We start from the raw sequence: 11,708 nt of genomic DNA on the forward strand, positions 1-11,708 counted from the left end.
TCGAAACCTCAGGGGTCAGAGCTCGTCGAAGATCAGACCGGTCGCGTCGGATAAGGGCAGCGCCGAGAACTTGGCCCGGCGAGCAGGATCCTGCCCGATCCTCCACCCGATAGCTGCCGCACGCGGCGCGATCCGGGCGCGGGTCATGACGGCCTCGCCTGGTCCCGCGGCCTGTCGCAGTCTGGAACGCCACCGACAGAACCGTCTGCCAATCCGCCGGCCACCCCGGGTGTGGGCCCTCGAAATCCGGCCATCGCTGCGCGACCGCCTCGTTCAGATTCGGAAGCTGCTCGGCGGCGGCCCACATAGGATCCGCAGCCAGAAACCGGACTCGGCCACATCTGCTGATCATCGCCGCCGCCGCGCACAGCGGACACGGTTCCAAGCGAACTCCACAGCGCCAGTCCGGTGTGATCGCCCGGCGCGAGCCGGGCGAGCGTGTTCACTTCCGCATGCGCCAACGCCGTTCCCGCCAACTGCCCAGACGGACCCTCAGAATCGTGAAACCTGCTCCGTCCAAGCGCGACCACTGCGCCCTCCGCATCGGTGATCACGGCACCGACCGGAGGATTGCCCGCCCGGAACGCTTCCCATCCCTGCTCCAGGGTCAGCCTCCACGGCAACTCCAACGCTGTCAGCTCCACCCGCGCGACCACACCACGATGCTGCCACCGAGGTACCCACGGTGGGGCTCAGCCGGGTCCCTGGGCGGTGAACCCGTCGAAGAATCGGCCACCGAAGATATTCAGCGCCTGGGTGATGGTCTCGACGATCGGCTCCGTGTTTCCCGGGGCCACCGAGCGAACACCGTGGGCCAATGCTTTCGCGTACTCCGTGCCGGCATCGTGGTCGAATGCGGCCAGCTCCCGGTGTAACCATTTGCCGGTCCCTGTCCAGTGGCCGTGTCCGGTGAGCAGCAGGTCGGCGGTGGCCCGCCACAGGTCGGTGGCGATCAGGAGTCGTTCGTCGTCGTCCGCGCAGCCCACGAGATCGTCAAGCCGGTCAGTGATCCCGTAGCGAGCCGACTGTAGTTCCGCCCCGGTAAGCGGGCCCGGGCCCGCGGCCAGTTGTGCCGCACACTCTTCCTGCAGATATTCTCCGCTGCCGTCGTTGTCGAGCAGAACCAGGGAGCTGCCGATCAGCCGCAGGGTCACCGGCCGCCGGGCCTTGCGGTCCTTTGCCAGGAAGTGCTGCATCGCTTCTTCGGCGTGCACGAACAACTCGACCGGCCACCCTTGATACCGCAGCGATTCGCGATACGGGGCCGGCTGGCAATCGAGGAGCACGCTGACGTCCAGATCCGATGTGGGCGTAACCATTCCGAGTACGGTGCTATACCCCCAGCCACGCCGCCCGCGCTCCAGGAAAGCGTTCCCAGACCAGACTCCGCGCGATATCGAACCCGTTGATGCTCATCCCCCTATCGGACCCCACTCCGCGCGGCGGCTTTGCTGGACATGCGTCGGTGGACCTCGGGGACCCCTACCGTTTGGGATGTTGCGACGTGCAGTCGAAGAGTCTGTCGAGGTAGTAATCGATGGCGGTCAGCGCGGCATCGGGATCGATGACGTCGAAGTCGAGGAGCGGGGTGAGGCCGGTCAGCGCAAGCAGGAGGTTTGTCTCGATGGCCGGTTCACGATCCGAGGGGATATGGCCATCGGTGATTGCCTGCCTGATCAGGCGTTCGGTCAGTGCTCTGCCGTCGTGTAGTCCGAGGCGGGCCTGTTCGTGTAGCTCTGGGTCGTGTAACGCCTCGAGGGTGTAGGCGGCGCTCATACGGCTGGTGGCGCGGGCGTCCGGGTGCAGGGGGAGCATCTCCATGAGCGTCACTCGCAGTACGTCGCGCGGGTGTGGAGGTGAGCCGAGGCGGTCGAGGCTTCGGGTGACGCGCCGTGAGGTCTGTTCGGAAGCGAACTCCATAGCGAATACGAGCATCGCTGTCCGGGAGCTGAAATAGTGCTGGACCTGTCCGAGTGAGGCGTCCGCCTCGCGGGCGATCTCACGCATCGTCGCTCGGGTCCAACCTTGTTGTTCCACTACTCGCCACAGGGCGCGCGCGATGGTTTGGCGACGTTCTCGATGATCGACCTGTTTGGGCACGCGAACCCCTTCCATCTGACTCCATACGCCTGACATAATACAGCTGACTTGAAAAAGGGAGTGGTGAGAATGACTGACCGGAGATCCCGGCCGAGGAAGGTTGAAGCACCCATTGAGGACCGTTGCCAGTCGAGTAGGGGGGTTTTCGCTGCACCGTATGCCCGGCTCCTGCTGGGGGAGCGCCGCCGATTCGAGTTGGGGAGCGCGCGATGAGCGCATTCGCCGCCCCTGAGCTGGAGGCAGCATATTTCGGGGCCTACGACGCGGTGATGGCACACTGGCCGGTACCGGTCGAGACGGCAGATCTTCCGGGTCGGTACGGAACGACACGGGTCACTTCCGCCGGCCCGTCCGCAGCACAGTCGCTGGTCCTGCTCCACGGATACAGTGGCACGTCCGGGATGTGGTATCCGGTCGTCGGTTCACTGGCCGAGGAGCATCGTGTGCGGGCTGTGGACATCATGGGCGAGCCGGGCCGCAGTCGACACACCGGCGCGGCCTTGACCAGTATGGACGATCTCGTGGACTGGCTGGCGGAAACGTTCGACCTTCTCGGGCTATCCGGGGCCGACCTGTGCGGCCAGTCCCTGGGCGGTCACCTCGCGCTCCGGTTCACGCTCGCCCATCCCGAACGGGTGCGACGGCTGGTCCTGCTCGATCCGCCCCTGGTCTTCGCCGGGCTCAGTCCCGAATTCGAGGAACTGGGCCGGAACCGCGACCTGCACCCGACATTCGAGGACGCCCGCGCGATGCTGGCACCGGGCACCCCCGGCAGCGGGCCGGCGCACCTGGAGGCCTACCTCGACCTGCTCGCCCACGGAGCCGCGCACTTCCCGGCCTCGCCGATCGTCTATCCCCACCTGCCGGATGGGCTGACGCGCCTGCCGGTCTCGACCCTCGTCGCACTGGCCGGGGCGAGCGAGGTGCACGATGCGGAGGCGGCTGCGGATGTCGCGCGGCGTGCCGGGGCCCACACGGTGATTCTCCCTGGTGCCGGACACGGCCTCCTGGCCGACATCGAACCCGTCCGCAGCCTCGTCCTCGAACACCTCCGGCGAACGGACTCGCCGGCCTGACGCCGCATCAGCGAATTTCGAGAAGACCCTTGCCGTGGACGTACTGTCGCGCTCATTCCGACCGGGTCGCCACGGCCGATGTTGTTTGAGCTGGTTGATACAGCGCTCGACAGTGTTGCGATCCCGGTAAATCACTGTGTCGAACGCCAGAGGCCACGATAGCCGTCGTTCGAGTTCTCGTCTTGTTTTCAGGACTCTGATGTTGCCCCGGTTTCATGGAGTCGGGATACTGGACTTCAGGCCACGGGTTGGATGGATGGTTGCATCATCTCGTACTCGATCGGGGTCCGCATGCCGAGCGCTGAGTGACGGCGGCGTCGGTTGTGGAAGATCTCGAGGTATTCGAAGATCGCGTTCGCCAGTTCCATCCGGGTTTTCCAGCGTTGCCGGTTGAGTAGCTCGGTTTGCATTCTGCCCCAGAATGATTCGATCACGGCGTTGTCGTAGCAGTCGCCGATTGACCCCATCGACGGCACCACCGGACTTGCGGGCTCGGTCGGTGAAGGCCCAAGAGGTGAATTGAACGCCGTGGTCGGAATGAATGATCGTGCCCGGCTCCGGCGACCGATTCGATATTGCCATCCCGAGGGCGTTGGCGACCAGTGCTGCGGTTTGGGTCGAGTCGATGGACCAGCCGACGACTCGCCGTGAGTGGGTGTCGAGCACGACCGCGCAGTAGACCTTTCCTTCTCGCGTGTAGTGCTCGGTGATGTCTGTGACCCACAACTGGTTCGGCCGTGACCGTGTGAATGCCCGGTTGACCAGGTCACCGGCGGTCGGGGTCTGATGCCTTGGCCGGGTCCGTTTGACCCCGGGCAGACCCTTGATCCCGGCGCGTGCCATCAGTAGTTCGAGCTGGTTGTATCCGACGCCGATACCGAGACCGAGGGTGAGTTCGGCGTGCACCCGCGGGGCGCCGTAGGTGCCGCGGGAGGCGGCATGCACCGCGCGAATCTGGTCGGTGAGCCAGGCATGGCGGATCGCTCGTTGCGAAGGCGGACGTGATCTCCAGTGGTAGAAACCGGACTCGGAGACGTCCAACAGCCGGCACGCGACCTGCACCGGCAATCCCTCGCTCGCGATCGTGGCTATGGCCGCGTAACGCCTTTTGGGCCGCTGGCCTGTTCTTTCAGCAGCTCACGAGCCCTTCTCAGGATGGCGACCTCGTGCTCGAGCTCGCGGATGCGGCACTTTGCTGCGATCAGTTCGGACTGCTCGGCGCTCGTTGCGCCCGGCATCTGGCCGGTGTCGATCAGTTCTTGTTTGCGCCAGACGTAGATCGTCTGGTCGCTGATGCCCAGGTCCGCGGCTACCTGCGCGACCGGTCGACCGGCAGCGACCAGGTCCAGGACCTTACGACGGAACTCTTCGGGATAACGCCTTGGCACGAACAAGTCTCCTTCGATGACTTCGTGACCAAGAGTCAAAAAAACCAACTCCGGAAAACCGGGGGAACATCACGGTGCCACTTTTATTCCTTCTGGTAGATGCTGAAATGAACTGCGCCAGTGGACCACCGCGGTCCGATACTCGGCGGGACCGTGCAGCCCTTCTCAGCGGTCCCGAAGGTCGCCGACTACATCGAACCGGGTTCGGCGGCACGGTAACAGCGGCCGAGTCGCGCTGCGTCCCGGCAGCCGCGTCAGGGTGTGCTGGAGGGTGTGCCCGGTGCGGACTTCTTCTTGAGCAGACCGATGCCGAAGCCCAGCACCGTGATCCCGAAGAAACAAAGCAGCAGGCCGCCGATCTGTGCCTCGGCGTCGGTGTCCGGACTGCGCGCGGAGTTCGAGGAACCGGCGATGACCGCTGCCGGATCGACAATCGCCTGGACCCCGGTGGCCAACAAGAGGATCGCACAGAGGATCAGGGCGATGCCGCCGGTGATGCGCCCGGCGGTACGGCGGGGCGGGACGGCGTCCTGGATGTGTTCGGAGGCGTCGGACGCTGACATCACCCCAAATTATCAGTAACCGACCAGGTTGGCGTCTTCGGCCGGACAGATGAGGGGCATCAGATGGTGGGTCTTCCGAAGTCGCTGATGCGTAGTGGCTGAACGCGCGCCCGGCGGCGATGTTCGTGACCTCGTAATCGCCCCGCCCACCCACGACGTACTGCTTGGAATAGTTGCCTTCGCGACCCACCTGTGAAGGACTCCATTCATCGGGACCCGGGTCGAGGTCGAGCACGAACTCTGTCGGAGATGCCGCGACGGCCATGCCATCGGAGAGCACCCGATACGGAAACCGCCGACTCTCCAGGAACCGATATTCGTGTACTTCGTGCACGGTCAGCTGGACGTGACACCACTCGGACCTCCGCCCGTCGCCGGGGCCGGGAGTCCTGGGTGCCGTCTCATCCATCGCCTGGATATCGACCCTCACCGTCGCGAGCTTTCCGGGTGCGGCCTGGATGGCAACTCCGAGGATGACGCTGTCGTAGAAGGTGACGAACCTGTCTAGGAACGCAGGCGCGTGTTCGCTTGTGATCTGCACGTAGTTGCCGTTTCTCGGAAGATCTGATCGCATCTACATGCTCACAGCAGCTGAGCGGTCGGTGCCTCACCGGGGGTTTCCGATCTCCGCACCCAGCTTCACCCGCGCATGGCCGGCGGCGAGCCGACAATATCGCTGCGTCGAAGACATTGTCCACGACGTAACACCGCTGATCTGGTGCACCGACTACAAGCCGAGCCCTGGGGAATGCATGTTCAAAGCCTGGAACGACGAGTTCTCCGCGCCCCTGCGGCGTGTCCTGGCGTGGTGGATCACCGTATCTGTCACTTGATCAGGACATCCGTCACCGAGAACGCGCGGTATGCAGCATGACAGTGCGATCGCGGTGTTTGCCGTTCCCCATTGACCACTCCGCCGCATCGCGGCACACGTCATCTCGAGCGTGATCCGAGTTGGCACCGTCGCGCTCGAGTATCCATACATCGAGGCTGCCGACCTTGATGGAAAACCTTTCACCGAAAGCGAGTTGAATCGATTCGGAAACGACGGCCGTGTGGAGATGTGGCGTTTTCCCCGGCGTGACGGGGACACCGCTCGCCGATGAGTTCGACAACGATGTTCCGTCTACCCACCTGAACCACGAGCCGAACGAAGAACGGATATCGCACATGTCGAACAGCCCGCAGAGCACCGGTCGAAGAGTCGCAGCCGAGGTCACTGTGTCGATGGATGGTTACAGCAGCACCGGACCCGACGACGACATGAGCTGGTGCATGGAACACATTCTGAGCGGGCAGAGCGAGCTCTACTACGAAGGCATCTGGCGCGGTGCCAGCACCGCCGTCCTGGGGCGCACCAATTGGGAAGGCTTCACCTCGGTGTGGCCAGGCTTGACCAAGGACCCGGCCAGCTCCGCCCGTACCCGCGAGCTCGGCCAGTGGCTCGCCACCGTCGAGAAGATCGTCTTCACCAAGACCTTGGAGCAGGCCGACCTGGACAAAACTGAATGGGTCAACGCGAGAATCGGCCGCGACCTCGAGGCGGAGGTGCGCGCGCTCAAAGAGGCCCCAGGTCGCGACATCCTGGTTCTCAACAGCGCCAGCATCATTCAAGGTCTGCTTGGAGCAGGTCTCGTCGATGACCTCTACCTGACCATCGTCCCCAAAATTCTGGGCGGCGGCCTGCGACTCCTCCCCGAGGACTACGCATCGAGCTGGCAACTTGCCACCGCTACCACCTTCCCCGACTCCAGCACCGTTTCCCTGCACTACTACCGGGCGTAACAACTGGAGCTGGATCGAAAGGTCGTCAGTCCTGCCAACCATGGTCGGCGTCGCAGTGAACGACGCTCCTTGATCATCTCGCTCATCGGCATGAGCGGACGTTCGGAGCCGGGGCAATTTGCCTCGGCGACCTCGAACGCACGGTCCGTGACAACAATGTTGAAAACCTGGTGACAGATTCGCTGATCGAAGCGACCTGCCTCACCAGCTCGGGCATCGCTGGTGGTGACAGATGTGGTGGCCGGCCACACCTGGACCCACCGACCCCGGTCCTGGTCGATCTGAACGTCGTCCTCGCACCCGAGCCGGGGTTCCGGGGTCGCCGTAGTACTGGCCGAAAATCGGGCGAATATCAGAGAACCGCAGCTAGGGGTGCCATCGGTCGCGATGCCAGAACATTCGCATCGGTCAGAACGACGCGGCTGTCCACGACTACGATCCCGGCGTTGAGCAGCCTGGCGGGGATCGAGGTCCCGGATTGTTTCTGCCGGCGGGTGAGTTCGCCGAGACCGTGGGCGATGGCGTTTCGCGCATCGGCGAGGCGCTCGATCGGGGTCCAGTCCACTGCGGGTTTGATTATGCTCAGCCACTTCTTGTACGCCTGCCGCTGGCTATCCCAGGTGTTGGAGGCGCTGATCAGGCTGTCGTCTACTGCTGCGGTGAGGACTTCGCTGGACAGTGATTCGAACGTCTGCTCGACCTCGCGAGCGAGCAGGTCGGCAGCGAACGCCTCGGTAGTCGACAGAGGACGCAACAGTGTGGCCTGGCGCTGCTCTTGGACACGATCGGCAGCCGCGTCCGGCCGGAGCCGCCCGGCCGGCTCCACAGGGAAGGCCGCCGCAGCGATCTGATGGTAGGCCAGAGTCCGGAACAGCAGCGCAACCGATGCTTCGGCTTCGGCCGAAGGCACAGACGGCGTGGATACGGTCACTGCTCGTCGTCGGCGGCGGTGATCAGGAGCCGGTCCAGCGCGTCGTCGGCCGTGGCGTGGGCCTTATCGGGGTCGAGGCCGATGAGTCCCACGAAGACCAGTCGCCGCCACTCGGGCCCGACCCGGGCGACCGCGGCGGTGACCACCTCGGAGTCGCCACGCCCGATCCGGCCCAGCGCCGCCGCCGGCGGTCGCCGCGACAGCCGGGGCGGCGGTCTTCACGCTGTCGTGCAGCCACTGCTCATAGGGTTGGCTCGTCTCCGCCGCGCCGCTGTGTGCTGCGACGTGGGCGAACCAGAGGGATTGCCATGTGCCCAAGATATTTTTGGACACGATGGGATTCAGGGTGGAGCGCACTTCGTGTTGTTGATCGGGTCCGACCTGCCCGAGTGCCGTCAGATACTGCGCAGCCTGGCGCGGGCGCGGCGGTCGATCGGGTCGGTTTCGAGTTCGTCGAGTCGGGTGAGCATCTTGGGGTTGACGTGCAGCATCGGGCAGCGGATGCAGGCTTCTCTGAACTAAATTGACCATGCCCATCCCGGCGTGGCCCGAATGCACGCTCATGCCGATGAGCGGCGATCTCAGGACCTCGAGGAGCCGCTGCCGGGCGGGCCGTCACTGATAAGGGAGGTCGATACCGCTCGCTCGCAGGTTTGCTTCGACCAGCGCGTTCAACCGGGCGATGGACGGCCCCTGGTCTTCTCGGTGGTGGTTGACCAGTCCATACCGGGCTGCGTCGGACTCGCTCTGGAGTTCGCTCGGCATTGCCAGCAGCGTGCGGTTGGCCAGCAGATTGGCGGTCAGCGCGGACGCCAGCTCCTCGATGCGCGGGTCGTCGGGATCCCAGGACATCGCCTCCCAGCCGCGCTTGGTGAGCTCGATCCATTCGGGGTCGTCGAGCCCGTGTTCGAGCCGGGTCAGGAAGCTGTCGAAGATTTCCGGGATCAGCGCTCGGGCAAGTACCAGTCCCTCTCGCTGACCGGCCACGTAATCGGGACTGAAGCCGAGCTCGGCAAGCCGGTCCAAGACCGTGCAGGCCCGGTCGGGTAGCAGGACCCGGTCGCCCTGGGCGAGCCGGCACAGCGTTTCGCGGCGTGCGATCAGGTCCTCGATCCGTTCAGCGAGCCGACGGTCGACGTCGCTCAGGGCAGTGGCGAACCGCTCGGGATCGGCATCCAGGAGGTCACCGATCTCGGCCAGCGGCACGCCTGCCCCGGCCAGGGTCCGGACCTGGACCAGACGCAGCAGGTCGGCCGACCGGTAACGGCGATAGCCGGAGCTATCGCGTTCCGGCTCGGCGACCACGCCGAGCCGGTGATAGTGCCGCACGGTCTTGATCGTGACGCCGACGAACTCCGCCGCGTGACCGATCGTGAGCCCCTGTGTCATCGACTCAACGCACCTCCAGATCGCGGGCGATCACCAGGGCCAGGATAGCCCGCGTTCCATTTCAGCACCCTTCATCGCCGAGAGGGGTTGACCTTGACCTTAGGTCAGGCTGCACGCTCATCGCATGGCCGCCTCGAAGGGGCGGGTAGCCACCGGGCGACTGTGCGAGACAAGGAGATTCAGCATGGGAACAGGCAAGGACGGCTTCTCCGAAGCAGGGCTGCGCAGGCTGCGTGAGGTGCTGGCACGCCACGTCCAGTCCGGAAAGATCCCGGGGCTGGTCGCCCTCGTCAGCCGCAACGGCCGGGCGCATGTCGAAACACTCGGGACGATGCGGCATGACGGCGGCGCGCCGATGCGCCGGGACACGCTCTTCCGGATGGCCTCTGTGTCCAAGCCGGTCACGATGGCCGCAGCGATGGTTCTGCTCGACGAATGCCGGATACGGCCGGACGACGTGGTCGATGAATGGTTGCCCGAACTGGCCGACCGGAAGGTGCTGAGACGGCCCGACGGCCCGCTGGAGGATACCGTGCCAGCCCACCGGCCGATCACCGTACGAGACCTGCTCACCTCGACGTTCGGGCTCGGAATGGATTTCGAATTGCTGGACTCTCCGATCCGGGCCGCGATATTCGAGGCGACCGACTACGGCGTGGCGTCCGGACCGGCGCCTGAGCCGGATGAGTGGATGCGCCGCCTGGGCGAGCTCCCGCTGTCATATCAGCCCGGACAGCGGTGGCAGTACGACCTCAGCCACGAGGTGCTCTGCGTGCTCGTCGCCAGGATCACCGGTCAGCCGTTCGGGACATTCCTGCGTGAACGCATCCTCGATCCGCTGGGCATGAAGGACACCGGCTACCACGTGCCCGCCGACCAAATCGACCGGCTACCACCGCTGTACGGGCCTGCCCCGCACACCGGAGAATTCCTGGTGTGGGACGAGTCCGCAGGCGGAAGGGTCAACCGGCCTCCGGTGTTCCAGGGGTGCGCACTGGTCTCCACCGTCGACGACTACCACGCCTTCTTCCGGATGCTGCTGAACAACGGCATGCACCAGGATCAGCGGATCCTGTCCCGGCCCGCCGTCGAGCTGATGACCACCAACTGCCTCACGCCCGAGCAGCAAACCGCCCGCGACACGATGTACCGGAACATCGCCCATCTGTCGGCCGGACTGGGGTTGCACGGAGGCTGGGGCTACGGAATGGCGGTGCGCACCTACCGCGGCGACTACGCGCCCATCGGCCAGTTCGGCTGGGACGGCGGCACCGGCACCACCGTCTATTCCGACCCGCAAAACCAGCTCACCGGAATCCTGCTCACCCAGGTCGGGATGTCCACCCCGGATCCGGCGCGGCTGTTCCACGACTTCTGGACCACGACCTACCAGGCAATCGACGGTCGATAACGTGGTGAGCCTGCGCACCCCCACGCCGACGCCCCGGCAAGGACGCACTGTGAGGCCGCGAGGCGCGCTGCCCGGATCGGCCACCTGGTCATGCCTGAAGGTCAACGGGCCGAGATGATCTCGGCCCGCCGAACGCACTGGTCTGCCGATGGCCGGTTACTCCTTGCGCCGCCCCTGAAATTCTGCGCGGTGATCCGGGGAGCATGCGGGCCTGGACGACTCAGTCGGCGAAAGTGGGGTCGAGTACGGGCGGGCCGGCCGGTGTGGCCGGTATTCGTGCGGCTATTGGGGGTGTGGCATTGGTGCGGTTGAGGTTCGGGTCAGTTTCGAAGAGCCGATCACTGTTTACCGCGCCCCTCTCCTCCATGGGTAGTTCCAGCAGGCGCTGGGATACCCAGCTCCTTTCGCGTCCTGGTCCTGATCGGAGTTCCGTCGTGCTCGAGACGCGGCTCATCGTGCGGCGAGTTGTAGACCGATGAAGAATTCGTCGCCGATATCGGTCCACCGTCCGTGTTCGGTCAGCGTGGCCAGCCCGAGGGCGAGCTCGGCGGTGAACTGTTCTTCCCGGCGCCGCACGAAAACTTGTTCCCGATCGGTGGCGGGAGCGTAGCGGCGCATCGCTTCCATGAGGCGGGCGGCGACCAGTGTCGCATGCAGTACCCGGGTCAGGGGGCGAGCCATGGGCCGGAACGGGGAAGCGGCTCGGTCGGATCCGTTGACGACCAGTTTGTCGGCCGCCATCCGGGCTATCAGCTCCAGGTGCGTGGCTTCGTGAACGGCGAGCTCGTAGAGGGCTACGGGCCGGATGAGGTCGGCACGCAGGAACACGGCGCCGTAGGTCTGGGTCAGGGTTGACGATGAGGACGCCCCGAGCCGGGACGTTCATCCAGCGGACTTCCCGGATCAGGGTTTCGGCGATACGGTCATCTCCGGCCAGCAGGCGGCCAGATGGGCGAGCGCGGCCCGCGTTCCGTCCAGGGTTGTCGGCCCGGGTGTCACGGATTTCGGCTCGACCGAGAGGTTGTCGTTGCGTCGCTGGTCGTCGACGAATTTGTCCAGGGCGTA

9 protein-coding genes and 2 pseudogenes are annotated in these 11,708 nt (G+C 65.1%); 3 read left to right on the forward strand and 8 right to left on the reverse strand.

Annotation, left to right across the window (positions count from 1 at the left end; genetic code table 11):
* Nucleotides 1-692: 692 nt before the first annotated feature.
* Together NF4_RS27085 and NF4_RS27090 are read right to left on the reverse strand one after the other, a co-directional pair.
* Nucleotides 693-1,319: a hypothetical protein gene (locus NF4_RS27085; protein WP_063814726.1), complete on the reverse strand. Its 627-nt coding sequence runs from the start codon at nt 1,317-1,319 to the stop codon at nt 693-695.
* Between the two features lie 163 nt (nt 1,320-1,482).
* Nucleotides 1,483-2,100, reverse strand: coding sequence for a TetR/AcrR family transcriptional regulator (locus tag NF4_RS27090; RefSeq protein ID WP_063130224.1), 618 nt, complete (start codon nt 2,098-2,100; stop codon nt 1,483-1,485).
* Nucleotides 2,101-2,309: 209 nt separating this feature from the next.
* Here NF4_RS27090 and NF4_RS27095 point away from each other — a divergent pair, with 209 nt between their 5' ends.
* Nucleotides 2,310-3,176, forward strand: coding sequence for an alpha/beta fold hydrolase (locus tag NF4_RS27095; RefSeq protein ID WP_063130225.1), 867 nt, complete (start codon nt 2,310-2,312; stop codon nt 3,174-3,176).
* A gap of 236 nt (nt 3,177-3,412) precedes the next feature.
* On the opposite strand, the pseudogene NF4_RS27100 reads toward NF4_RS27095, so the two are convergent.
* Both NF4_RS27100 and NF4_RS27110 read right to left on the reverse strand, forming a co-directional pair.
* Nucleotides 3,413-4,564 (reverse strand): annotated as a pseudogene (locus NF4_RS27100) (IS3 family transposase).
* A 254-nt stretch (nt 4,565-4,818) separates the two neighbouring features.
* Complete coding sequence (locus tag NF4_RS27110) at nt 4,819-5,127, reverse strand: hypothetical protein (RefSeq protein ID WP_063130227.1); 309 nt, start codon at nt 5,125-5,127, stop codon at nt 4,819-4,821.
* 1,080 nt (nt 5,128-6,207) lie between these two features.
* Between NF4_RS27110 and NF4_RS27115 the strand changes: the two genes are divergently transcribed.
* Nucleotides 6,208-6,912 carry a dihydrofolate reductase family protein gene (locus tag NF4_RS27115; protein WP_198165500.1) on the forward strand — a complete coding sequence of 235 codons (705 nt, stop codon included), beginning with the start codon at nt 6,208-6,210 and terminating at the stop codon, nt 6,910-6,912.
* A 352-nt stretch (nt 6,913-7,264) separates the two neighbouring features.
* Here NF4_RS27115 and NF4_RS27120 read toward each other — a convergent pair whose 3' ends face one another.
* The 3 genes from NF4_RS27120 to NF4_RS27125 all read right to left on the reverse strand — a co-directional run bounded on the left by NF4_RS27120 (nt 7,265) and on the right by NF4_RS27125 (nt 9,232).
* Nucleotides 7,265-7,822 carry a hypothetical protein gene (locus NF4_RS27120; protein ID WP_063130228.1) on the reverse strand — a complete coding sequence of 186 codons (558 nt, stop codon included), beginning with the start codon at nt 7,820-7,822 and terminating at the stop codon, nt 7,265-7,267.
* Nucleotides 7,823-7,839: 17 nt separating this feature from the next.
* Nucleotides 7,840-7,989, reverse strand: a complete 150-nt coding sequence (locus NF4_RS38120; protein ID WP_157120628.1) for a hypothetical protein — start codon at nt 7,987-7,989, stop codon at nt 7,840-7,842.
* Between the two features lie 469 nt (nt 7,990-8,458).
* Nucleotides 8,459-9,232, reverse strand: coding sequence for a MerR family transcriptional regulator (locus NF4_RS27125; protein ID WP_063130229.1), 774 nt, complete (start codon nt 9,230-9,232; stop codon nt 8,459-8,461).
* Between the two features lie 184 nt (nt 9,233-9,416).
* Between NF4_RS27125 and NF4_RS27130 the strand changes: the two genes are divergently transcribed.
* Nucleotides 9,417-10,643: a serine hydrolase domain-containing protein gene (locus NF4_RS27130; RefSeq protein WP_063130230.1), complete on the forward strand. Its 1,227-nt coding sequence runs from the start codon at nt 9,417-9,419 to the stop codon at nt 10,641-10,643.
* A 450-nt stretch (nt 10,644-11,093) separates the two neighbouring features.
* Here NF4_RS27130 and NF4_RS27135 read toward each other — a convergent pair.
* Nucleotides 11,094-11,498, reverse strand: a pseudogene (locus tag NF4_RS27135) (aKG-HExxH-type peptide beta-hydroxylase); the annotation flags it as partial.
* Nucleotides 11,499-11,708: the final 210 nt, after the last annotated feature.

This window comes from Nocardia fusca NBRC 14340, from assembly GCF_001618425.1.
Classification (GTDB): Bacteria; Actinomycetota; Actinomycetes; order Mycobacteriales; family Mycobacteriaceae; genus Nocardia; species Nocardia fusca.

Bases quoted from the DNA above. Each gene is read 5' to 3' on its own strand.
- NF4_RS27085 (WP_063814726.1), bottom strand. From the start codon at position 1,319: ATGGTTACGCCCACATCGGATCTGGACGTCAGCGTGCTCCTCGATTGC.
- NF4_RS27095 (WP_063130225.1), top strand. From the start codon at position 2,310: ATGAGCGCATTCGCCGCCCCTGAGCTGGAGGCAGCATATTTCGGGGCC.
- NF4_RS27110 (WP_063130227.1), bottom strand. From the start codon at position 5,127: ATGTCAGCGTCCGACGCCTCCGAACACATCCAGGACGCCGTCCCGCCC.
- NF4_RS27125 (WP_063130229.1), bottom strand. From the start codon at position 9,232: ATGACACAGGGGCTCACGATCGGTCACGCGGCGGAGTTCGTCGGCGTC.
- NF4_RS27130 (WP_063130230.1), top strand. From the start codon at position 9,417: ATGGGAACAGGCAAGGACGGCTTCTCCGAAGCAGGGCTGCGCAGGCTG.